This is a genomic window from Poritiphilus flavus (genome assembly GCF_009901585.1).
Lineage (GTDB): Bacteria > Bacteroidota > Bacteroidia > Flavobacteriales > Flavobacteriaceae > Poritiphilus > Poritiphilus flavus.
In genome coordinates this window covers 611,971-634,415 of sequence record NZ_WXYO01000001.1, presented here as the reverse complement: position 1 = coordinate 634,415, position 22,445 = coordinate 611,971, and the positions used below count along the sequence as shown (strand labels likewise).

20 protein-coding genes are annotated in these 22,445 nt (G+C 45.0%); 5 read left to right on the top strand and 15 right to left on the bottom strand.

Features of this window, described 5'->3' with window-relative positions; translation table 11 throughout:
- Window positions 1-52 precede the first annotated feature (52 nt).
- A complete protein-coding gene (locus tag GTQ38_RS02585) occupies window positions 53-1,027 on the top strand; it encodes an endonuclease/exonuclease/phosphatase family protein (RefSeq protein ID WP_161433672.1) in 975 nt (324 codons plus the stop codon).
- Here GTQ38_RS02585 and GTQ38_RS02580 read toward each other — a convergent pair.
- Entirely contained in the window at window positions 1,024-1,740 is a 717-nt protein-coding gene (locus GTQ38_RS02580; protein ID WP_161433670.1) for a 3'-5' exonuclease, read from the bottom strand. The two genes, GTQ38_RS02585 and GTQ38_RS02580, sit on opposite strands and share 4 nt — an antisense overlap.
- A 153-nt stretch (window positions 1,741-1,893) precedes the next feature.
- Here GTQ38_RS02580 and GTQ38_RS02575 point away from each other — a divergent pair, with 153 nt between their 5' ends.
- Window positions 1,894-3,006: a hypothetical protein gene (locus GTQ38_RS02575; RefSeq protein ID WP_161433668.1), complete on the top strand. Its 1,113-nt coding sequence runs from the start codon at window positions 1,894-1,896 to the stop codon at window positions 3,004-3,006.
- A gap of 157 nt (window positions 3,007-3,163) precedes the next feature.
- On the opposite strand, the gene GTQ38_RS02570 is transcribed toward GTQ38_RS02575, so the two are convergent.
- From GTQ38_RS02570 to hemA, 12 genes are read right to left on the bottom strand one after another with little or no spacing between them, the layout of a single operon-like run.
- Window positions 3,164-3,643 carry a methylated-DNA--[protein]-cysteine S-methyltransferase gene (locus GTQ38_RS02570; RefSeq protein ID WP_161433666.1) on the bottom strand — a complete coding sequence of 160 codons (480 nt, stop codon included), beginning with the start codon at window positions 3,641-3,643 and terminating at the stop codon, window positions 3,164-3,166.
- Window positions 3,643-4,764, bottom strand: coding sequence for a CNNM domain-containing protein (locus GTQ38_RS02565; RefSeq protein ID WP_161433664.1), 1,122 nt, complete (start codon window positions 4,762-4,764; stop codon window positions 3,643-3,645). Before GTQ38_RS02565 ends, GTQ38_RS02570 begins: the two co-directional genes overlap by 1 nt.
- Before the next feature lie 59 nt (window positions 4,765-4,823).
- Entirely contained in the window at window positions 4,824-6,140 is a 1,317-nt protein-coding gene (locus GTQ38_RS02560; RefSeq protein ID WP_238857753.1) for a serine hydrolase domain-containing protein, read from the bottom strand.
- Between the two features lie 15 nt (window positions 6,141-6,155).
- The gene (hemB, locus tag GTQ38_RS02555) at window positions 6,156-7,142 is read right to left on the bottom strand and encodes a porphobilinogen synthase (RefSeq protein ID WP_161433663.1); all 987 of its coding nucleotides are present in this window, start codon (window positions 7,140-7,142) and stop codon (window positions 6,156-6,158) included.
- Between the two features lie 12 nt (window positions 7,143-7,154).
- Entirely contained in the window at window positions 7,155-7,943 is a 789-nt protein-coding gene (locus GTQ38_RS02550) for a PhzF family phenazine biosynthesis protein (protein WP_161433661.1), read from the bottom strand.
- A gap of 27 nt (window positions 7,944-7,970) precedes the next feature.
- A complete protein-coding gene (locus tag GTQ38_RS02545) occupies window positions 7,971-8,909 on the bottom strand; it encodes a DUF4421 family protein (RefSeq protein ID WP_161433659.1) in 939 nt (312 codons plus the stop codon).
- Window positions 8,900-9,802, bottom strand: a complete 903-nt coding sequence (hemF, locus tag GTQ38_RS02540) for an oxygen-dependent coproporphyrinogen oxidase (RefSeq protein ID WP_161433657.1) — start codon at window positions 9,800-9,802, stop codon at window positions 8,900-8,902. The genes GTQ38_RS02545 and hemF overlap by 10 nt, the downstream gene beginning before the upstream one ends.
- Window positions 9,792-10,301: a DUF6973 domain-containing protein gene (locus tag GTQ38_RS02535; RefSeq protein WP_394350952.1), complete on the bottom strand. Its 510-nt coding sequence runs from the start codon at window positions 10,299-10,301 to the stop codon at window positions 9,792-9,794. The genes hemF and GTQ38_RS02535 overlap by 11 nt, the downstream gene beginning before the upstream one ends.
- Window positions 10,301-11,326, bottom strand: coding sequence for a uroporphyrinogen decarboxylase (gene hemE / locus GTQ38_RS02530; RefSeq protein WP_161433653.1), 1,026 nt, complete (start codon window positions 11,324-11,326; stop codon window positions 10,301-10,303). Before hemE ends, GTQ38_RS02535 begins: the two co-directional genes overlap by 1 nt.
- A 1-nt stretch (window position 11,327) precedes the next feature.
- Window positions 11,328-12,008, bottom strand: coding sequence for a uroporphyrinogen-III synthase (locus GTQ38_RS02525; protein ID WP_161433650.1), 681 nt, complete (start codon window positions 12,006-12,008; stop codon window positions 11,328-11,330).
- Window positions 12,005-12,919, bottom strand: a complete 915-nt coding sequence (gene hemC, locus GTQ38_RS02520; protein WP_161433648.1) for a hydroxymethylbilane synthase — start codon at window positions 12,917-12,919, stop codon at window positions 12,005-12,007. Before hemC ends, GTQ38_RS02525 begins: the two co-directional genes overlap by 4 nt.
- Window positions 12,916-14,172 (bottom strand): glutamyl-tRNA reductase, encoded by a 1,257-nt coding sequence (gene hemA, locus GTQ38_RS02515; protein WP_161433646.1) that lies wholly within the window; start codon window positions 14,170-14,172, stop codon window positions 12,916-12,918. Before hemA ends, hemC begins: the two co-directional genes overlap by 4 nt.
- 203 nt (window positions 14,173-14,375) lie before the next feature.
- On the opposite strand from hemA, the gene GTQ38_RS02510 reads away from it, so the two are divergent.
- Entirely contained in the window at window positions 14,376-15,263 is an 888-nt protein-coding gene (locus GTQ38_RS02510) for a helix-turn-helix transcriptional regulator (protein ID WP_161433644.1), read from the top strand.
- Window positions 15,264-15,269: 6 nt separating this feature from the next.
- On the opposite strand, the gene GTQ38_RS02505 is transcribed toward GTQ38_RS02510, so the two are convergent.
- Complete coding sequence (locus GTQ38_RS02505) at window positions 15,270-16,109, bottom strand: N-acetylmuramoyl-L-alanine amidase-like domain-containing protein (RefSeq protein WP_161433642.1); 840 nt, start codon at window positions 16,107-16,109, stop codon at window positions 15,270-15,272.
- A 46-nt stretch (window positions 16,110-16,155) separates the two neighbouring features.
- Complete coding sequence (locus tag GTQ38_RS02500) at window positions 16,156-19,677, bottom strand: TraB/GumN family protein (protein ID WP_161433641.1); 3,522 nt, start codon at window positions 19,675-19,677, stop codon at window positions 16,156-16,158.
- Between the two features lie 214 nt (window positions 19,678-19,891).
- On the opposite strand from GTQ38_RS02500, the gene hemH reads away from it, so the two are divergent.
- Together hemH and GTQ38_RS02490 are read left to right on the top strand one after the other, a co-directional pair.
- A complete protein-coding gene (hemH, locus tag GTQ38_RS02495) occupies window positions 19,892-20,923 on the top strand; it encodes a ferrochelatase (RefSeq protein WP_161433640.1) in 1,032 nt (343 codons plus the stop codon).
- 128 nt (window positions 20,924-21,051) lie between these two features.
- The gene (locus GTQ38_RS02490) at window positions 21,052-22,440 is read left to right on the top strand and encodes an MATE family efflux transporter (RefSeq protein WP_161433639.1); all 1,389 of its coding nucleotides are present in this window, start codon (window positions 21,052-21,054) and stop codon (window positions 22,438-22,440) included.
- Window positions 22,441-22,445: the final 5 nt, after the last annotated feature.

Here is a 22,445-nt window from a genome sequence, read left to right as displayed (position 1 = left end):
AATCAATCAGAACCAAGTGATTTTTGTAATTTTAATTCTCCAACGTAAAACCATGCTCTTTTCTTTTCTCAAACGAAATAAAGACAAGCATCTTTATACTATCGCCTTTTACAATCTGGAGAATCTTTTTGATACCGAGGACGATCCGGATACCCTGGATGATGACTTCACTCCGGGAGGATTTAAGAAATGGTCTAAAAAGCGGTACAAAAAAAAACTTTACAAACTAGCCAGGACCATTTCGGATATTGGTCGCGAAGATACTAAAAGTGTTCCTGTACTGTTGGGGGTCGCCGAAGTTGAGAATGAAGGGGTAGTTAACGATCTGATTTCTGCAGAACCCCTAAGGGACACGGCATATTCATTTGTTCATTACGATTCTCCGGATGAACGAGGGATAGACACCGCTCTGATTTACCATAAGGATTTTTTTGAAGTATCCTACTCAGAGCCCATTAATCTACTGGTGCATAATCCGGATGGCGAAATAGACACCACCCGTGACATTTTGTATGTGCGCGGTAGCCTGAACGGCGAAGAGGTGCATGTTTTTGTCAATCACTGGCCTTCACGCAGGGATGGGGATATGGAAACGGATTACAAAAGGATCAAAGCGGCCAATACTATATTGGAGTATATGGTTGGGATTGAGAAGGAGTATTCCGATCCGAATTACATTATTATGGGAGATTTTAATGACGGACCTAAAGCCAAAAGCATTCAGGACCTGGTTGAAGCGAAATCCCTCTATAATCCCATGGAGAAATTACTGACCCCCGATCGGGGAAGTGCGAACTACAAAAATCGCTGGTCGCTTTTTGATCAGATCATCTTGTCGCATAACTTTTTGAATTACGAAAAAGGGACACACACTTTTAATAGTGCCGATATTTTTGATGAATATTTTTTAACCGAATTCAAAGGAAAATATGCAGGCAGTCCGTTCAGGACCTACGGTGGGCGAAAGTACCTGGGAGGATATAGCGATCATTTCCCGGTATATGTACAATTAAAATACAACCGTTAAACCCGAAGAATTTCGTCCTCGTGTAGCAAGTTGTTATTCCGCAAGCTGAGGAACACCTGGGCCAGGGTAATCACATCCAGTTCGCAATAGCGTACAATACGCTCCAGATTTTTGTCCTTATAGTAGACATCACGAACCATACTACCGTCCATGTCTTCCTTAGGGGAAGGGATTCCCAGTACATGAGACAATAACTTTAGCGAAGTATAATGCTTGTAATCGCCAAATTTCCATAACTCCATGGTATCTAAATGAGGTACCTCCCAGGGTTTTTTTCCAAAAAGGTCCAGTTTTGTCGGGAGGTCAAGACCGTGAATGATCATTCTCCTGGCCAGGTATGGGAAATCAAATTCCTTTCCATTATGGGCACACAGCAAGTGTCTGGCCTGGTTAAAATGCCCTTCCAAAAGCGCGTTGAAATCCTTGAGAATTTTTACCTCCTCCCCGTGAAAAGAGGTCACCCTGAATTCCCTTTCCTTTTTCTTAAGGTTAAAATAGCCAACAGATATGCAGACAACCTGGCCAAACTCTGCCCATATCCCGGCCCTTTCGTAAAACGCTTCTCCACTGATCTCATCTTTGCGCTGGTAACTGGTCTTCTGTTCCCAGAGTTCTTTTAGCGCATCATCCAGCTCACCATAGGATTCATGCGCCGGAACGGTTTCAATATCAAGAAACAGTATGTTGTCCAGAGGGATTCGATTTAATTTCATGTAGTTCTTTTAAGCTCCAAGGTTGAGGTATTAGCTGGATCAAAGGAAACAGAGCTTACTGCAATAAATGTACAAATAAACAAAAACCTTTGATCTACTGCTCTTTAGAGAGCAGATTTAAAATAGTATTCCGTATATTACAAAAAAAATTGCATGCACTTCCGAAGCTGGTTTTGCCTGATATTCCTTGCCGCACTATTTGTTGGATGTTCTTCTGATGATGATCCTCTACCGGAATCTCCGAGTTTGAGTGACTTGAATTTCAGGGTGATAGGAGAGGACCTTCAAAACATATACCAATTCAATTACGATATTGACCCGGCAAAGCAGGAAACTATTAATCTCACTCAGGAAAACATGGTTAACCGGGGGTACCTTATCCTGAGGCAGGTTGATGAACTATTGAGTTTCTACAGTTTCTCATCCGGACAGTTTTCCGCGGTGCTGAGAGATGCGGCAACGGGAGAATCCAGGCTGGTAGAAAATTTCTATGCGGCCAACCCGGAACGATCGGTCACCTGGGGGATCAATTCCCAGGAACAGATCTTTATGGGATATCTAAGTCAGGGTTTGCCTCGTAATCTTGGTGTCAGGACCATTGATATTGCTACCGGAGAAGCAAGAGACAAAATTCACGTTCTGGATGTGAACAGGGTTTTTGGACCCCTGTATTTCGAGAATCGGTTAATACTGACCTATCTCGATTCGTCGGCAGAGTTTAATGTGGCTATTGTGGATACGCAGCAGGAAGAAGTACAGCTTTTTCTGAATTATGGAGAGGCTATACCCTGTGTATTTACGGACGACCAGGGTAATATCGTAGTTCTTGCGGATATGGGAGATGGTCAATTTGATTATTTTACCTATGATGCCCAAAGTCTGGAACTCATAGAAACGCGTTCCTTTAGCTTGAATGAATTTTTCGGGCCAGGCTCCGTGCCGGTAAAGTTGATAGATGATAAACTATTTTTCAGGGACCAGTACGTACAGCCTTCCCCGGTGGTTTTTGGCCCCGGCATCTACGATTTTGCCAATGGAGCGGAAAGTGGGATTGATATGATCACCATTTCACAACAGGTTTCATCAGGACTTGGAACCATAGTCAATATCACGGATTTTGATTTTCAAAACGGATTTTTTCTTGTCAGTTATTCCAACCTTTCGCCCATAGGAGATCCGGAGGGAGGTGTTTTGATAATCTCTGAAGACAGTGTGGTCATGGAGCACATAAGACTGGACTTTTCCCCAACATTATTAGTGCATTAGTGACTTTTGGTCCAATCCGACTCTCTGGTCGGTAAATTGAGGAGTAGCTACTTTTAAAATTCTGACCTAATCAGGTTTCCAACACAAAAATCCGATCAAACGAACGTATTCAGAAGCAGTTTGCCATCCCTGGTCACGCAACAGACCCATCGGTTGGCTAAAGCTCGAAAAGGCTCTGCTGCTTATCAGGGCACTCGTGGTTTAACAACCATTTTTTCCGGTGCAAACCACCGGCATAACCGGTAAGTGAGCCGTCACTCCCAATCACTCTATGACAGGGAATAACGATCCATAAGGGGTTCTTTCCGTTGGCCGCGGCAACAGCTCTTATGGCTTTAACATCACCCAGGGTCTTGGAGAGTTCAAGATATGAGATCGTCTTGCCATACGGGATATTCAAAAGGGCCTTCCATACCTGATGTTGGAATTCCGTGCCATCCGGATCAAGTCGCAGATCAAATGTCTTTCTAGTCCCTTCAAAATATTGTTGCAGTTGGTCTGCAGCTTCCTGAAGTCCAGAAGGTATGGAAAGGGTAGGAGAAGGAGCGGTATCCAACACTTTTATAGCTTTCAGACCGTTTTCATCCCCGCTGATCAACGCCATACCCAAAGGTGTACGTACATAAGCCTCTTCCATCACTCGATCTCAGTGTTCTCTTCGATTATACCCAGCCGCTTTGCACGATCCTTCCAGTTTTTCCGGGCCAGTTGTTGCAGGTCTGCAACGTTATCACTTTCGTCCATGATCTCCAGGCCTAACAGCGTTTCAATTACGTCTTCCATGGACACCAGGCCACTGACGGAGCCATATTCATCTACCACCAAAGCAATGTGTTCCCTTTTGGCAATAAAAATCTCAAAGAGTTTTGGGATTGGGGTGTTTCGGCTGGTGACCAGGATATCCCTTCTTATGGATGAAAGCGGTTCTTTGCCATTTTTGTTGACCAGTTCCTCCAGTAAGGTATCCTTAAGCACAAAGCCGGTAATATGATCGGGAGATTCCCCAAAAATTGGGATACGGGAAAAGCGCATTTTTGGGTTATCGTCAAAAAATTCCTGGATCGTTGTTTTTTCATCCGCCGTTTTCATGACACTTCGTGGGGTCATGATGTTTTTGACGGAGACCTCATCAAATCGAATTAGATTCTTAATAACTGTGGATTCGGATTCCTGGAATACCCCTTCTTCATGGGCAATATCCGCCATGGCAGTAAAGTCCTCCCGGCTAAGAACGCTCCCATGCGCTCCTTTCTTTCCAATGAGTTTGGTTGAAAGCTGAAGTAGCCACAATAAACCAGTCCATTTCAGGGCCCATACCATTCCTCGCAAGGTGGTCGTCGTAAAACGGGCCAATTGCTTCCAGAATGTAGCGCCAATGGTTTTAGGTATGATCTCTGAGGCCACGAGTATCAATATGGTCATAATGGTAGATACTACCCCAACCATAAGGTCTTCAGTAAATTCCACCCCGAAAATGGTCCTGGTCTGACTGCCGTATAGCTGGGCATATGCCGTTTTCGCCTGAACTCCCACCAAAATAGCACCAACGGTATGGGCTATGGTATTTAGGGTAAGAATTGCAATTAACGGTTTGTCTACATCTTTCTTCAGGTTTTCCAGGGCAGTGGCAAAAGCTTTGCCTTCCTTCTTCTTTAGGTTGATGAAAGTAGGAGTGACACTCAACAGGACTGCCTCAAGTATGGAACATAAAAAGGAGAAAAATATGGAGATAAGCGCGTAAAATACGAGAAGTCCCATAAAGCTTGGTTCTAGATGGCGAAGGTACTAATTCTGTAAACTTAAATCAAAATAAGCCTTTATTGGAAGCCCTGATAAAATACCTGATGCAGGGCCGTTCGGATATTGAGTTCATATAGATTCCTATGGGTTCGGGAAGGGTATACCCGATTGGATAGAAAAATAAATACCAATTGGTTTTCGGGATCTGCCCAGACAAAAGTTCCGGTAAAACCGCTATGTCCAAAGCTGTCTTTGCTGGCCTCAGGAGCGGGATAAGCTTCTTCCAGAGGGAGATTGGAGTTATTGAGCAGGGGTTTGTCAAAACCGAGTCCGCGTCTGTTGTCATTTTCGGGGAACTGTACTTTTATAAACTCCTGAACGGTTTTTTCACTCAGGTATCGTTTACCGTCGTACATCCCGTAATTCTGATAAAGTTGCATCAATGTAGCAAGGTCTTCCGCCGTGCCAAAAAGCCCCGCGTTGCCTGAAACTCCGCCTAGCAATGAGGCATTCTCATCGTGTACCCAGCCCTGTGTAAGGGTTTTTCGATATAAAGTGTCTATTTCTGTGGGAACTATGGTGTTTTCAAAATTTCTGTATTCCGGGTTGAAACCCAGGGTATTGCAGCCCAACGGGGCGTAGAAAGTAGTTTGCAGGTATTGGTCGTATGGCATTCCGGTAAGTTGAGAGATCAGGTCCGGGAATACCAGAAAGGTCAGTCCGGAATAGCGGTACTTCTTGGCAGATTTTACTTCCGACCGGTTGACCATGCGATGGACCTTATTTTTGAAACGGGGACTTACAAAGATGTTTTCATAGGCTTGTAAGGGGAAACGATCACTTTGAGTTGTTCGCAAAAAGCGTTTTTTAAAGCGGCCTTTTTTCAGTGCCTTATTCAGAAAGATGATGTAAGGCTCCAGGCCTGCCTGGTGAGCGAGAATTTCCCTAAGGGTAAGCTCTTTCTTGCTTGGGTATTTTCGCCAGGGTTTCCAATAGGTGCTAAAAGGTTTATCCAGGTCCAGTTTCCCTTCGTCAACCAGCTTCATAAGGGCCGGAAGCGGAGCGGTGATTTTGGTAACTGAGGCCAGGTCGTATATATCGGATTTGGCTACAGCTTTAATGCTGTCATAGGTATGGAAGCCATAGGTTTGATGAAATACGGTCTCACCGTTCTTAGCGACCAGAAGTTGGGCCCCAGGGAAGGCCTGTTCCCTTATTCCGCGTGTAATGATGGAATCTACCCGGCTAAAAACATAGGTGGAATCCAATGTGGAACCTGAAACAGGGTTGGCTTCCTCTGTCATGGAATTATCCACATGACGAAGATCCGCAACCTCCTGAGAGTAAGCGCCTAAACAGAATAAACCGATTAGTATTATTGTGATTTTTTTCAATGTATCGTGCCTAAATTAGATCAGCTTTATCGCTTCTTTTGCAAAATAGGACGCGATGATGTCTGCGCCAGCCCGTTTTATCGCGATCAGTTGCTCCAACATTACCGCATCGTGATCCAGCCAGCCTTTTTCGGCCGCGGCCTTCACCATGGCGTATTCTCCGGAAACCTGGTAGACCGCCAGTGGGACTTCAATTTCATTCTTGATATCCCGGACGATATCTAAATAAGAAATACCGGGTTTTACCATAACGATATCCGCACCTTCGTCTATGTCCATTTCAGTTTCTCTCAGGGCCTCATGACGATTTGCCGGATCCATCTGATAGGTTTTTTTGTCTTTGGGGATGTTTTCCATATTCACCGGTGCAGAATCCAGAGCGTCTCTAAAGGGCCCGTAAAAAGCGCTCGCGTATTTGGCGCTATAGCTCATGATTCCCGTATTGCTTAATTCTTCATCGTCCAACGCCTCTCTAATGGTCAGTATCCGTCCGTCCATCATATCGCTGGGCGCTACGAAATCTGCTCCGGCCCTGGCATGTGTTATGCTCATCTCAGCCAGTAATTCAGCGGTCTCGTCATTGAGTACTTCTCCTTCCAATACCAGACCGTCATGCCCAACTGAAGAATACGGATCAAGGGCCACATCCGTCATAACAAGCATATCCGGACAGGCATCCTTTATGGTCTTGACACCCCTTTGCATTAAGCCATCCTGGTTGAGGGCTTCTGTTCCTTTGTTGTCTTTGAGGTCGTCCGGGACCTTTACAAATAACAGCACAGCACCCAGGCCCATACCCCATAACTCTTTCACTTCTTCTCTTAGATAATCCAGACTCATCCGGAAATAGCCGGGCATGGAGGGAATAGCCTCTTTTACCCCTTTGCCTTCTACGACGAAGAGCGGGACTAAAAAGTCATCCGGAGACAGCCGAGTTTCTCTTACCAGGCTGCGAATGGCTTCACTTTTTCTTAGGCGCCGGTTTCTGCGTAATGGATACATTATTCTTGAGTTTTAAACTTCTATTTCTCCGATCAGGTATGGAACGGCCTTTCCTGCGATCTTAACGCGTTCACCCAAATACTCACATTGCAGATTTCCCCCTCTGGCCGAGAGTTGTCTCGCCGTCATTTTTGTTTTTCCGAGAACTTCAGACCAGTAGGGTGTAAGACTGGTATGAGCCGATCCGGTAACCGGATCTTCGTTGATCCCGGACTGAGGGGCAAAGAAGCGGGAGACAAAATCAACCGAATTCCCAGCTGCTGAAACAATGACCCCTCTCGCATCAAGCTGACTCAATTTTAAGAAATTCGGGCGCATGGCCTCAATGCCTTCCTGATCATCGTATATCAGCAAAAAGTCTGTTTTTCCTTTAAAGGTTTCCAGGGGTTCTTTACCCAAAGCTTCGTTCAACAGGGTCATAGACGCTACTTTGGTAAGGGTGTCTGCCGGGAAATCCATAGTCATGGTCCCATCAGCATCCCTCTTTACCACAAGTTCACCGCTTCGCGCTGAAAAGAAACGCAGCGTATCTCCATCAGGTTGATAATAATTGAAAAGCACATAGGCAGATGCCAGGGTGGCATGGCCGCAAAGATCTACTTCCACCTCAGGTGTAAACCAGCGGACCTCATAGCGATCCTCATTTTTAACTACGAAAGCCGTCTCCGCCAGGTTGTTCTCCATGGCGATCTGTTGCATAAGGCTGTCGTCCAGCCAGTCTTCCAGGATACATACCGCTGCGGGGTTTCCAGAAAAGGGCTTGTCCGTAAAAGCATCTATCTGATAAATGGTTTGTTTCATCTCATACAAGCGTTTGATAGTATAAACTTAATCAAAACCGAACTTACTATTGAATTTATCTGCCGCCTTTACCCATTTTTTTGGGGCGTCGAAACGGTAACCCAGGTAAAACTCCACAAAACCAATAGTATCATCAAGCCGTGTGTAGCGATCGGTATTATGACTAAGGTATAACAGTCGACTATTTAGTCCTGTAAAAAACCGTTCAGAATTATATCCAAATACAACACGGAAAACCGTTTCAAAAAGCAGTGAAGTATTATTCCCGCTATCAGAGCGGGTAATATTTATTCCCAGGCCAGATGTATTGCCGGCGCCCAGGATAAAATGTTTTCCAATAACCAGATTGTAGTAATAACCAGGGCCGAGAGCAAAGTCGTAAGATTGGCTGTCACTACTGAAGTCATCACTGTTTAGGTCGAATTTGGTGTAGTATGCGGTAAAGCCCGGAATAAAGCTCCCGGCACTTTTTTTCTGCCATTCATTCTGAAAACCAATAGCCCTGAACGAAAAGCGTTTGTTGAAAATATAGGACGTAGTCCCACCTATTTTGAGTGTACTCACATCGGGAAAAAATACAGCATTGCCCGATGAGGTAAAGGAAAAACCTTTTTGACTGTAGAAGTCCAGAGTTTGCATCCACCTGCCCAGAAACATTCTGAAATTAAAGGTGAGTAAACGAGTCCCACTATTGTCGTTATTGGCATCAAAGAAGTTCGGGGCGAAGCCCAGATCCAATTCTATAGACCTGAACAAAATGGAACCGCCGAGGTATACTTTATCATTCGGTTCAAGGGTAATTTGTTGACCCGATCCTGTGTCATTGACAATAAAGGTATTGGAAGTGTTCTGAAGCCCTAATCTAAAAGTGATCTTTTCCGGAAATGACCGTATGTAAGTGCTATCCTGACCGAAGAAAAAGAGAGGACAAAGCAAAAAGTACCATAACCATTGTTTCAGATCCAAGACCTGGGTTTTTTCAGAATGTTCAGCAAACGCTCTTCCTCACTTCCCTCTACGGGTTTGTGATCGTATCTCCACTGTACCTTTGGTGGCAGGCTCATCAGAATGCTTTCTATCCTTCCATTCGTTCTAAGACCGAATAAGGTGCCCTTGTCATGAACCAGGTTAAACTCCACATAACGACCCCTTCGGATCTGTTGCCAGTCCTCATTTTCCTTGGTGTATGGGAGTTTCTTTCGTTTTGTAACGATTGGTATATATGCATCCAGGAAATGATCCCCTACTTCGGTAACGAAACTGTACCAACCTTCCATATTCATGTCCTTATCTGCCTTGCAATAGTCAAAGAACAACCCCCCAACTCCTCTGGCCTCATTTCTATGCGTATTCCAAAAGTAGGAATCGCAGCGCTCTTTGTATTTACCGTAGAATTCCGGATGGTGCTTATCGCAGGCTTCCTTGCATACCTGGTGAAAATGTCGGGCGTCCTCGTCAAACAGATAATAGGGTGTAAGATCCTGCCCTCCGCCGAACCATTGATCCACGATTTCACCATCACCGTTGTACAATTCAAAATAGCGCCAATTGGCGTGAACGGTCGGTACCATAGGGCTTTTAGGATGGATAACCAGGCTTAGTCCGCAGGCGAAAAAATCACTGTCCTTTACCCCAAAATAAGCTTGCATGCTTTCCGGAAGTGCTCCGTGTACCGCGGAGATATTTACCCCGCCTTTTTCAAAAACTTCCCCGTTTTCGATCACCCTGGTCCGTCCTCCACCACCTTCGGCGCGCTCCCAAAGGTCTTCACGGAATCTGGCCTTCCCATCAACTTCTTCAAGCTTCCCACAAATGGTGTTTTGCAAGTCCTGTATGTATTGGTAAAATTTATCCTTCATTTTTATCTGCTTCTACAATATGTGCCAACTGACCTTCTGGCAATTTTGTCAATTCTTCAATTTGCGAAACGAACTGAGAGGCATCTGTCTTCTCTTGGAGCAAGCTGATCAAGGCTTCTACTGACAGATCTCCCATTTTCGTGTATAGGTGCCTTCCAACCTTGTTGTTGTGCAGATCCATTTCCCGGGCCAGTGGTTTATTTGGAAGGAAATCCTCGTGGAGATCAGTGATCTTCTGTGTCCAATCGAGTATCCTTTGTGGTTCCCCGGACCAGGAACTACACTTTTTAGCGATCAGGTAATTCCAAAGCGCATGTCTAAAGGCGTTGGCAGCTGTATTTTTATGATGTTGTTTTCCATAGTTAGCATTAGAAATGGCTACGGTCAAGCGAGTTGCCTTAAGGGTGGGGCTTATCATCAAGGGGTAGCGGAAACCTAACTTTAGCAGCTTCCATAGCTGATTCGGTTTTAGTATTCTTATTAGCCGCCAGAGCCTCATTATTCATGATATTCCTTCACCGCATTTATAAAAGCCTCCACGTTTTCCAAAGGGATGTTGGGTAAAATCCCATGCCCCAGGTTGACGATGTATTTGTCCTTCCCAAACTCATCTATCATACGCTTCACCCGCTTTTTTATCTCTTCTGGTGGAGATAAGAGACGGGAGGGGTCAAAATTTCCCTGAAGCGTTATGTTGCCTCCGGAAAGGTAACGTGCATTCCTCGCGGAACAGGTCCAGTCTACGCCCAGTGCAGATGCCCCGGACTGGGACATTTCCTTTAAAGCGAACCAGCAACCCTTGCCGAAGGCTATTACAGGGACCAGCCCTTTAAGAGCATCGACAATCTGTTGGATGTACTGCCATGAGAATACCTGGTAGTCATCCGGTGCCAGCATCCCACCCCAGGAATCAAAGACCTGGACGGCATCTACCCCCGCACCCACTTTTTCCTGCAAATAGGCAATAGTGGTATCGGTTATTTTTTGCAGCAACTTATGGGCGGCTTCGGGTTGTGTAAAACAGAATTCTTTGGCCTTGTCAAAAGTCTTGCTGCCCTGGCCCTGAACGCAGTAGCATAGGATGGTCCACGGTGAGCCGGCAAATCCGATGAGCGGGATCTCGCCAGCCAGTTTTTCCTTGGTCATTTTTATGGCCTGCATCACATAGTCCAGCTCCTGTGTAACGTCCGGAACCTGAACCTTATCTACATCTGCCGCATTGCGGATAGGTTCCGGCAGATAGGGCCCGAAGTTGGGCTTCATCAGTACCTCTATATCCATGGCCTGGGGGATAACCAGAATATCACTGAATAATATCGCGGCATCCATTCCGTACCTTCTTATCGGTTGTACCGTGATCTCCGAAGCCAGTTCCGGGGTCTGGCAGCGGGTAAAGAAATCATATTTCTCCCGTATGGCCATAAACTCCGGCAGGTATCGCCCAGCCTGTCGCATCAGCCAAACAGGGGGCCGATCTACCGTTTCTCCTCTTAGCGCTCTAAGGAAAAGATCGTTCTTAATCATGTCAATTTAGTTTTGTATAGTAGCCGCGATCCGTTCCTAACTGATCCGGAATGGTCAACAGCTTAATTACATCTTCTATCGTTGGGTGCTTCGCGACACAAACATTTTTAGTATAAACCAGAGCTTTTTCTGCCGTGGTGGTACCGATGCAATAAGCTGTAGCGATACCCATACTATTCATACTACAGAAACTCTCTACCCCACTTGGACTAAAAAAAAGCAGGCTGTCAAACTGTTGCTCGAACTTTTTGTGGATGAGCTCCGTCTTGTATACTTCTATTTCAGCCAGAGCAATGCCTGCAGTGGTCAGAATAGTAGGAAGTTCCTTTCTGGAGCGATTCCCACGAAAGAACAAAAAAGATGTGTTTTTATGATTTTTTTCGATAAAACGCGCTAATTCCTGGGCATTTTTAGCACTTTTTACCACTTTTTGCCCATTTTCTTCCAAAAACTGCTTCGTTTTACTTCCAACACAGAAACAAGGTCTGCTTTGGAGGTTGGCCTTCAAAAATCCTCTTACGGCATTTTTGCTGGTGAATATGTGGTAATCCGCGGTCTGATTGGTATTTATGTCAATTAACTCAACGTGAATGGCATCGTATTCCACAAGTTGGTATTGGTCCGATGGAATAGCCCGTCTTTGATCTTTGGTCAGTATCTTGGTTGAGAGTACATTCCTCATTTACTCATCTGCATTTTTATGGACCTCATCAGGGCTTCTCCTCCACGGTTTAGAATATCCAGGGCACATGCCTTTCCAAAATCTTTTATTTGGTCCATTGGGGTTGTTTCGTTCACCATGAACCTTTGCTGACCATCCAGGGAGAACAAGGCGCCCTTAAAATGTATTTCATCTCCAGAACTCGTTGCCAATGCTCCTATCGGGGCGGTACAACCACCTTCCAGGGTTTTCAGAAATTCCCGTTCTATGGCGGTACAGTGATCTGTTGCCGGGTCGTTGAGGGCAGCCAGATTACGTGTCAAGTCCGTTTCGTTTTCCATGCAAACGATCAACATGGCGCCTTGTGCAGGTGCTGGTATCATCCACTCCAGGGCTGTATGGTTTGCCGGTAGCTTCCCAATACGCTCCAGACCGGCCTCCGCAAAAATTGCACCGTCCCATTTATGATCTTGAAATTTCTGAAGTCTCGTATTGACATTGCCTCTAAGATCTACCACCTCATGCATGGGGTAGCGATGCAACCACTGCGCCTTTCTCCTAAGGCTGCCTGTGGCTATGGTTCCTTTGGCGTTTAGAAAATCCAATCCATCGTGAACCAGAATATCCCGGAAACTTGCCCTTTTTAGAACCGCCGCTTTAACAATACCCCTGGGCAAGGTGGTAGGTACGTCTTTCATGGAGTGTACTGCAATATCTATCCGGCCTTCCAACAAGGCAATATCAAGGGTTTTTGTAAAGATGCCGGTTATGCCTAATTCGTAGAGTGGAAGATCCTGACGGAGGTCGCCATCGGATTTTACCGGAACGAGTTCTGCCTCATGCCCTAATTGCTGCAGCTTTTTTTTTACGGTGTTCGCCTGCCATAACGCGAGTTCACTATCTCGCGTTCCAATTCGGATTGGGGCACTCATTTGGAATCCAGTTCTAGTTGAAATACTTTTTGTATGAGTTCCAGGCTGTCCTCCGCATTGTGATCACTTTCCTTGAGGTGATTGGCAAATTGCCTGGTGATCTTCTGAATGATCCGCTCCGAAACGATATCTGCCTGTTGGGAGTCGAAGTTGGCGAGTTTTTTGGACTGGTAGTCCAATTCCGCGTCTTTAAGCGAATTCAATTTTTTCTTCAGGGCATTGATTACCGGGGCAAACTTCCTCGTTTCCAGCCATTGACTGAATTCAGATTTGATCTCTTCAATGATCTCTTCTGCCTGAGGAATAAATGCTTTTCTGCGCTCCAGGGTCTCGTCTGTTATTTTGGAGAGATCATCCAAATGAACCAGGGAAACGTGCTCAAGTTGGGCAACTTCGTTCGAAACGTTTTTTGGGATGGAAAGGTCCAGTATAAGCAAGGGCTTTTTGTTGTGGATCAGTTCTTTGGTGATCGTCGGTGACTGAGAGCCTGTGGCCACGATCAGTATATCGGTCTTCCTGATCTCCGAAGCGAGCTCGGAATAGGGCCGGACTACCAGGTTAAATTTGCCTGCTATCTTTTCGGCCTTATCGCGGGTCCGATTGATCAGGGTAACATGGGAGTGATCGGTGTGCTTGATCAGGTTTTCACAGGTATTGCGCCCGATTTTGCCGGTTCCGAATAACAAAATATCTTTATTAGCGATGTCCGGTATCTCCTTTAAAATATACTGTACAGAAGCAAAAGCTACCGAGGTAGCACCCGAGGAGATCTGGGTCTCCGTCTTGATGCGCTTACTGGCCCTGATAACAGCGTTGCAGAGTCTCTCCAGAAAAGGATTAGCCAGGCCGATCTTTTTAGATCGGATAAAGCTGCGTTTAAGTTGACTGATGATCTCAAAGTCTCCCAGGATCTGGCTGTCCAAACCGGTCCCAACTCTGAAAAGGTGGTTGATCGCTTCCTTGTTTTTGTGGACATAGGCGACTGCCTGAAATTCTTCGACGGTTCCTTTCGTATTGTCGCAAAGTAATTTTATAAGCTGAAAAGGGTGTTGTGCGAAACCGTGTAATTCTGTTCTATTACAGGTTGAAGTGACGAGCAGCCCGTCAATACCTTCTGCCTTTGCCTGTTCCAGCAAAGCCACTGCAGAAACTTCATCAAGGCTAAACCTGCCTCTTATATCCGCGTCGGCCTTTTTGTAGCTAAGGCCTATGGTGTAGAAAGAATTATGTCTGGAAATATGATAACGCTGCATTCCCTAAATTAGATCGGAAACAAAAATACACGCCTGCCTTCATTAAAAATAACGCTAGAGGAACAAAATATGCCGAAATAGGTTTAGGGCAGCAGTCAAGCCGGTTTTCCGGAATAAAATTGCTATTTTTGTAGGAAATATAGCGTTTTTGAGCTAATCTATTTAGAACAAATCTAAATAAAAGACGTCAATATCCAATTTTTATGCAAGTTGAAAGTGTCGCCAAAGGTTCTTTAGATGAACTAAAGATTGAGGAAGGTTTCGTAGTGTTGAAGGCGCAAAACGATGCCGCCAGGGCTTTTAAGGTCAATCGGTTTATAGACCGTTCCTTTATTCAATTCCACTTTTGTTCCAAAGGGAATCTCAAATTTATATTTAACGAGGGCAGGTATGCCCTGGACGTTCCGGAGGAGAATTCCCTCTTACTCTATAACACCCAGGCAGACTTACCTCTGGAGGCTGAGGTAGCTCCGAATACCTGGATGGTCAGTATTATTATGAGCATTCGCAAGTTTCATTCACTGTTTTCCAGGGAGGCTGATCATATTCACTTTCTAACCTTGGAGAACAAGGACAAGAAGTACTATTCCCAGGAACATATTTCGCCTTCGATTGCCGTCATTCTGAGTCAGATCATGAACAATAACATACATAGTTCCATACAGGAATTATACGTAAAGGGCAAAGTTTATGAACTGATATCGCTCTACTTCAATCACAGTGAAGATGCGGATATGGAACAGTGCCCGTACCTGGCAGACGAAGATAATGTCAACAGAATTCGAAAGGCGAAGGAGATCATAATCAACCGTATGGCAGAACCTCCTACCCTCAATGAACTGGCCAAGGAGATCGGTTTACCTCTAAAGAAGTTAAAGGAAGGTTTCAAACAGATATATGGGGATTCCGTTTATAGTTTTCTTTTTGACTACAAGATGGAAATGGCGAGAAAAATGTTGGAGTCCAATACCTATAACGTCAATGAAGTAGGACTTAGGGTGGGTTACAGCACTTCCAGTCATTTTATTGCTGCATTCAAGAAAAAGTACGGCACTACCCCCAAGAAGTATTTGATGTCACTTAACGGCTAGTACTGCCTATAAAGGCCTGGCGACAATTATTCCCGTATTCTTACTGATCTTTTTGAGATAGTCTACCAGTGGTAATTCAGATACCTCCACCTGTCCGGAAGAAGAAGCATGTAGTAGATGGATACGTCCGTCGGCCTCCCGGGTGGCAATACCGGTATGAGTAACATCCAAGCCTGCAATTGAAGTAGCCAATGCGATGATATCCCCGGATTTGATCAAAGATTCCTGGGTGGCGATCTGATCTTGCGATAAAACGCAAATTGACCTGCTGTTTAACCCTTTTTCCGCCCCTACGATCTTATCGAAATTCGAGTCACTTTTAAGAAAGGGGTAAAGATCCCGATGGGTACTCATAAAGTTGATCTCTTTCTGCAAAGGCTGCCCGCCAAGTTCTGCAGTTACATCCTTCATCAGGCCTTTCTGTTCGTTATTGGCGATCCATTCTGTAAAATAATGCAACCTGGAACCATAGCCATCCAATTCTCCATCCCTATATCGTATCTTCTCCAGTGTGGCTACAAAGGAATCAAAATCCGGATTTTTGGTACGCATTATGAGACTGAAAGCAAGGACATTCTCAACATAAGTAGTGCAATCCAATCCGTGAAGATTGACCACCAGGGATTCCACCTCGCCAATCTCAAGGGTCTTGGCTACATAAGGCGTGCCCAGAAAGGTCTTGCCTATTGCTACCATGTTCTCACCTGCTTTTTTGATCTCCACAGATTCTAATTCCCCTATCTTCTTATGAAAGGCTTCTTTGTCTTTGGCAGAACAAATAATATCCTGGGCCAGGCAGGCAGATACTGTGCAGCAAATGAATAATATGGCAAGCTTAATTTTCACCGAAATAGAAGTTTTGCTTAAAAATAGGGAATTATTTAGCAGTAATTCAATAACCGTAGTGTCCGTAGCCCTGATAGCGATCTGGTCGGTATACCATGGCGCGCTTTCGGTCTTTAAGAATAAAAGCCTCCTGGGCGTAACCTATGGTTTCCTCCTCCGTATCCGTATCCTCTATTCTTAGGCCTTTGCTCTGGTAAAAGGGCTTGGTGCTCAATGGTTTTCTCTGCTCATATACCACAAGGTATATTTTTCCATTCTCATTCTTGTTCTGTTTGTTTCGCAAGATGAAGTAATAGCCATTGTACTTGTCGCCGCGATACATTATGGGGCGCTTTTCAAGGAATTTCAGACTGTCCCTGGTCTCGCTAAATTTTCTCTTTTTGAATAGAGCGCTCTCGGCCATAAACTGTTGAGAAGCATAAGAGGAAGGGAATAGCGTGGACTTATCGATACTTTCCAGACCGTCGTACAACTTGGCGCGACTGTTTATGTCTGCCGCCAGACCGTTAAGAAGCTTTTGAGGGATCTGCTCTCCGTTTTCTGCAAGCAATACAGCATAGGTGCATTGAATTTCAGGATCTTTTAACAGTAAGAGTTTGTCAAAGAACTGTCGCACATGCTTTTCGTTACGGAATGGGAATAGTAGTGTGGCATAATCCCGGAGAATAAGGTTTTGTTTGCTGTTTGCCCTGTTATAGCTAACCCTTTTGTTCTCGTCCGAATTATAGCTTCCCAACTGTCTTTTGAGCTGTATCCTCGCGTCGTTAAGGATCTGCTTCTTATATTTTTTATAGACTTTAGGTTTAAGCAAACCTTCTGATTTCAATGAAGCCAGCAGGGAGAAGACCGGGGATTTATATTCCGGGATGCTTCCATAGTCCAGGATTTCAGGGAAAAGCTTCCTGGCCAGCTGCAGGCTGTCCCTATAAGGACTGAAGATCTTCTGGATCTCCAGGGATTTGGAAACCAACGGTAAATCCTGGGTGAGAAGGTTCAGAAGTAATTCTGTAGATTCCTCGTCCTGTGAATTTGCAACAGACTGCAAGATCTTGGCCTGAGCCGTGGAATTATCATACGAATTGGCATAGTAGTTCCTAAAAAATGAAACAACCCTGGGGTCTTCAATCTTACCAAGTCTTTGGATCAGGTGGGACCGGATGTGCTTTTTATCTGAAGGGAAATCAAAATTCTCGATATAATGGGTCAACGAATCTATATGTGATTCGTCAAACCGCAAAAAGCGATAGCCTTTACTTGCTATACTGTCATTCTCCCGTAAAGCGGTAAAGAAATCCTGTGTTTTATCCTCCAAAATATCACGCCCAATAAGGGTATCCAATGGTTTAAAATTCGAAAAGAACTCCGAAACAAATCTACTGGGCTGTTGTACGGTATCAATAACGGCTTTAAGCTCGTAAAGCAAACCTCCCTTAAGCACATTCTTTACCAGTATGCCCCTGGTACTGGCAGTATCAGTAAGGGTAAGTTGTAATTCATACAATCCATCCGATGGTTTAGCGGTGCACTCTTCCTGAATGCATAGCTTCTTTTTCGCGTATTGTTTTTTCCGAAGTGCCCATACGGAATCGATGGTTTTGAACATCAAAAAATCGTGAGACTTTGTCAGTTCTACCGCAATGGATTCATCATTTTTGTTGGTATAACGCGTCTTTTTGGTATAAGCGTCATAGGGCTTGGGTTTAGACCTTCCCTGATAGTAATTATTACTGCTTTCAACGAATTTGGGCGGTTCAACCGGGGAAACGGTTGTGAAGAAGAGGGCGGTATCCCTGATCTTCTCAAAGGCCTTGGAATAGCTTGGATCGTTTAATTTGAAGGAACTGAAATAGCTGGAGGCTTCCTCCGGATCTTCTGTCAAAACTCCCATTAAATAATAATCTCCCCTCCTGAAAACAGTATTTAGATGAAGTGATTTCCTGGATTTGGGATCCAACTTGCTGGTCGAAACGAAACCGTCCTCGACGAAACTTTCCTTAGAAGGCTTTATTTTAAGGTCCTGCAGGAAGCGCTTTTGAATATGCTTAAGTTCAAAAGTATCTTCCTCTATAAAAGAAAAATCGTTCAAGGTCGCTCGCCTCAGGAAATAATAAGTATCCGTCAGTGAGTCATAGGCTTCCAAATTCCGCTTACCGGAACGGAACCTGTTCTTAAAACTGTAAAGAGAAGGCAGCCTGATACTGAAATCCTTAAACCCGGAACTTAAGGAAAGCTTTTTCGCAGGTTCATTTTTGAATTTCAGACTGTTGAAAATGGTATCCGAACTTACTTTGACGAAATCCCCTTCTCCCCCCATCTTAAAAATGAGTATCTCCAGGGGAGTGATAAAAATTTGATAGCGCTGATGATCTCCGTTCTTAAGTTGATTTCGAATATCCAGCCCTTCAAAAGGACCTTTTTGTATCCTTTTCTTGTCCAGGATCTTACCCGGTATATTCTCAAAAAGCAAGGCGTCTATCTCTGCCAAAGTTCGTATCCCATCCTTTTTTAAATAGGCATATGTGGGTATCCTGTTTACGATCAAATAACTGCCATTTGCCAGGTCGGGAGCAATGTATGTAGTAGCCCAAAATTCCGATACAGGGTATAGCTTTTCAGGAAGGCCTATGGTAAAAAAGTCATCGTCCGGCCCCTGAGGGAGATAGGCGTTGCTCTTTCGCTTCTTTTCAAATTTAGTCTTGAGTTGCAATCCTCTGGAGGTGGAACGGGAGATCAGTGGCTTTACCGTATAGCCCTTATCCCGAAGTAAGGAAATAACACCCTGCTCCCCCGGTAAATGTGCAGCACCGATTCCGGCAAAAACCTTTCCATGGCGCATAACAGAATCCAGGCTGTGGGCCATATTCCTGTTCCTGATATACAGCATGTTCTCCAAATAGTGATCCGTATACATGGCCCGGTCTATGGAGTCCAGAAGGTTGATATTCCTCTCCCGGTAGGCGTCCTGCATTAGCAGCATCAGGTCTTGCCTTTTCATGCGCTTCTGCAACCATTCATCCGGTTTGGGCTTCACAGCATTCATACTGGCCCGCCCCACCAGGGCTGTAGCTTCTTCAAGATCTTCAAGCGCAACAATGGGCTTTTCAAACTTGGCACCGGCCTGATATATGAACATATCCAGGTAGGTCTCTTCTTCGAAGTTTTGGGAATACTCATTGGTACGATAAAGTATATTATTGAGCATGCCGTCCTCAAAAGCGAGATAACTGGCAAGTTGTTCTTTGGTAGGTGCTCTTACGCTAAACGCTCTGGTATAAAAGCCTGCTGAAACTCCGCCGTTATTCTGGTATCCCATAAAGCCATTGTTCAGGTCGCTTTCCAACCAGGTGGCCGGATCAGATTCCAGGGCAACCATATCACTTTGATCCAGTGCTTCGTAGAACACATCGTCTAAACGAAAGGCAATCTTCTTACTCACGTGCATGGTTCCGTAGAGATAAGAACTCTTGTCAAGTCCATTACCGGAAATCTCCCATAGCAAACTGTTCTTCTCCTGGGCGCTGAGCACAAAGCCTGAAAAAAAGAATATGAAAACAACAAAAATGCGCATGTCCGCTAAAGATTTAAGACTAAGTTGCCCAAAAAAACGGGCAGTTCAAAATGCTTTAGATGAATTAACAGGAAATTATGTTAAGCTTCTCAAAATGATTCCCGTTAGTCAAAATCATAAGATTCCTTTATAGGTACATTCGAAAAACAATTTGCATTATCCTAACGGAATTTCCTTGCTTGTCGTATTTTAGCGCTGCTAAAATTACAACGCTATGAAGGGAGTTTTACTAGTGAATTTGGGTTCTCCTGACAGTCCTACCCCTAAGGACGTAAAACCTTACCTGGATGAATTCTTAATGGACGAAAGGGTGATTGACGTGCCTAAGTGGCTGCGTATACTTTTGGTCCGCGGAATTATTCTACAAACCAGGCCCAAGCGATCCGCAGAAGCCTACTCCAAGATCTGGTGGGAGGAAGGCTCCCCGCTTATTGTGATCTCAGAGAGGTTTACCACAAAGGTGCGGTCTAAAACAGCCTTGCCTGTTGCACTGGGGATGCGTTATGGATCCATGTCTATAAAAAAGGCCCTTCAGGAACTGAAAGGTAAAGGGGTGGATGAGGTGCTTTTGGTACCTTTATATCCTCATTACGCCATGAGTTCCTATGAAACGGTGGTGGTAAAGACCATGGAAGTACAAAAGGCTTCGTTTCCCGAAATCAGGATTACCACCCTCCCGGCCTTCTATAAGAATGACAAATATATCAAGGTGCTTTCGGAGGCCATTGCTTCTGGCCTGAAAGACATCGATTACGACCACATATTGTTCTCTTATCACGGTATTCCGGAACGTCATATCAGAAAATCAGATCCCACCAGCTTTCACTGTAAAATAGACGGAAGCTGTTGCCAGACTAACTCTGTGGCCCATCACAGTTGCTACCGCCATCAGTGTTATGACACTACTGAACGCGTAAAGGCTTTTCTCAATCTCCCTGATGATAAGGTGAGCTCCTCGTTTCAATCCAGACTTGCAGGAGACCCCTGGCTGAAACCCTATACGGATTATGAATTTGAACGTCTGGCCAAAGAAGGAAAAAAGAACCTCGCTGTCATAACACCGGCCTTTGTTTCGGACTGCCTGGAAACCCTTGAAGAGATCGCCATGGAAGGTAAGGAGCAATTCCAGGAAGCGGGGGGAGCGGAATACAAACACATTCCCTGTCTGAACGATAGTGATCCCTGGGTGGAATTGATGGTAGAATGGATTGAAGACTGGAACAAAAAAGAAGTTTTACCCGTCTGAGATCGCCCGCTATTCCATTTCCTCGGATTACATAAAGGAATTAAGGACAAATGCGAGGCAAAGCCTGGAAAAAGAGCAAATAAAGGATTAGTTTTGCACGGCAACCTCGCCTTACCCTAAAACCCCATATGGCAAAAGTCTCCGCGGAACAATTAGGCACTGAACCTATCGGAAAACTACTCGTTAAACAAGCCGTGCCGGCTTCAATCGGCATTCTTGTAATGAGCATTAACGTACTGGTAGATTCTATCTTTGTAGGGAACTGGATAGGTTCCATCGCCATTGCGGCCATTAATGTAGTACTGCCTGTTTCTTTCTTTATCGCGGCTCTGGGGATGGCCATAGGAATTGGAGGAAGCAGTATTATTTCCCGGGCCCTCGGAGCCGATAACAAGGAAAAAGCCCTGCGAACCTTTGGGAACCAGATCACCCTTACCTTGCTGGTGACCGTCTCCATGGTAATTCTCGGCCTTTATTTTGTAGATACCCTAATTCCGGCTTTTGGTGGAAAGGGGGGCATATTTGAACTGGCCAAGATATATTACATCATTGTGTTATACGGAGTGCCCTTTCTGGCGCTTTGTATGATGGGAAATACAGTCATCAGGGCAGAAGGGAAACCTAAGAATGCCATGATCGCCATGATTATCCCATCGGTTGGAAACCTTTTCCTGGATTACCTTTTTATTTATGTTTTTGATTGGGGTATGCATGGGGCAGCCTGGGCTACTACAGCTGGCTACCTTCTCTGTTTTGGCTATATCTTCTGGTTCTTTCTTTCCAGGAATTCCGAGTTAAAACTTCGCCCCTTGCACTTCGGATTGCAAAGACCCATCCTAAAGGAAATTGGGGCGCTGGGTTTTGTGACCCTGGCCCGGCAAGCCGTGGTGAGCGTTACCTATTTATTGATGAACAATATTTTATTCAACCTGGGAGGAGAGGCCATGGTTGCGGTTTACGCTATTATCGGAAGGATGCTGATGTTTGCCCTGTTCCCTGTTTTCGGGGTAACCCAGGGGTTCCTGCCCATAGCGGGTTACAATTACGGGGCTAAAAAATACCAAAGAGTACAAAAATCTATCAATACCGCGATCAGATACGCCGCTTATATGGCAACCCTGGTCTTTATAGGCCTTATGGTATTCCCTGCGGAGATTGCCAACCTGTTTTTAAGTGATAGACCGGGGATGGACGCTGCAGAATTGGCGACCAACACCTTTGTTTTGGAACATGCCCCTGCTGCAATGCGTTGGGTTTTTGCGGCTACACCCATTATCGCCCTGCAGTTAATTGGAGCGGCTTATTTCCAGGCTATCGGCAAGGCAATTCCTGCCCTGTTGCTTACCCTTACCAGGCAGGGGTTCTTTTTTATCCCACTCATTCTGATACTTCCGAACTTTTTGGGAGAACTGGGGGTATGGATCTCCTTTCCCATAGCCGATGTATTGGCGACTATCGTGACCGGGTATTATCTGAGGCGTGAAATTAAGCGGGAACTCGTTGTTTCTACAGCCTGATAGTA

What these genes read in the sequence shown, in the direction of transcription:
- GTQ38_RS02585 (WP_161433672.1), top strand. Translation starts at nt 53, where the DNA reads ATGCTCTTTTCTTTTCTCAAACGAAATAAAGACAAGCATCTTTATACT.
- GTQ38_RS02580 (WP_161433670.1), bottom strand. Translation starts at nt 1,740, where the DNA reads ATGAAATTAAATCGAATCCCTCTGGACAACATACTGTTTCTTGATATT.
- GTQ38_RS02575 (WP_161433668.1), top strand. Translation starts at nt 1,894, where the DNA reads ATGCACTTCCGAAGCTGGTTTTGCCTGATATTCCTTGCCGCACTATTT.
- GTQ38_RS02570 (WP_161433666.1), bottom strand. Translation starts at nt 3,643, where the DNA reads ATGGAAGAGGCTTATGTACGTACACCTTTGGGTATGGCGTTGATCAGC.
- GTQ38_RS02565 (WP_161433664.1), bottom strand. Translation starts at nt 4,764, where the DNA reads ATGGGACTTCTCGTATTTTACGCGCTTATCTCCATATTTTTCTCCTTT.
- hemB (WP_161433663.1), bottom strand. Translation starts at nt 7,142, where the DNA reads ATGTATCCATTACGCAGAAACCGGCGCCTAAGAAAAAGTGAAGCCATT.
- GTQ38_RS02550 (WP_161433661.1), bottom strand. Translation starts at nt 7,943, where the DNA reads ATGAAACAAACCATTTATCAGATAGATGCTTTTACGGACAAGCCCTTT.
- hemF (WP_161433657.1), bottom strand. Translation starts at nt 9,802, where the DNA reads ATGAAGGATAAATTTTACCAATACATACAGGACTTGCAAAACACCATT.
- GTQ38_RS02535 (WP_394350952.1), bottom strand. Translation starts at nt 10,301, where the DNA reads ATGAGGCTCTGGCGGCTAATAAGAATACTAAAACCGAATCAGCTATGG.
- hemE (WP_161433653.1), bottom strand. Translation starts at nt 11,326, where the DNA reads ATGATTAAGAACGATCTTTTCCTTAGAGCGCTAAGAGGAGAAACGGTA.
- GTQ38_RS02525 (WP_161433650.1), bottom strand. Translation starts at nt 12,008, where the DNA reads ATGAGGAATGTACTCTCAACCAAGATACTGACCAAAGATCAAAGACGG.
- hemC (WP_161433648.1), bottom strand. Translation starts at nt 12,919, where the DNA reads ATGAGTGCCCCAATCCGAATTGGAACGCGAGATAGTGAACTCGCGTTA.
- hemA (WP_161433646.1), bottom strand. Translation starts at nt 14,172, where the DNA reads ATGCAGCGTTATCATATTTCCAGACATAATTCTTTCTACACCATAGGC.
- GTQ38_RS02510 (WP_161433644.1), top strand. Translation starts at nt 14,376, where the DNA reads ATGCAAGTTGAAAGTGTCGCCAAAGGTTCTTTAGATGAACTAAAGATT.
- GTQ38_RS02500 (WP_161433641.1), bottom strand. Translation starts at nt 19,677, where the DNA reads ATGCGCATTTTTGTTGTTTTCATATTCTTTTTTTCAGGCTTTGTGCTC.
- hemH (WP_161433640.1), top strand. Translation starts at nt 19,892, where the DNA reads ATGAAGGGAGTTTTACTAGTGAATTTGGGTTCTCCTGACAGTCCTACC.
- GTQ38_RS02490 (WP_161433639.1), top strand. Translation starts at nt 21,052, where the DNA reads ATGGCAAAAGTCTCCGCGGAACAATTAGGCACTGAACCTATCGGAAAA.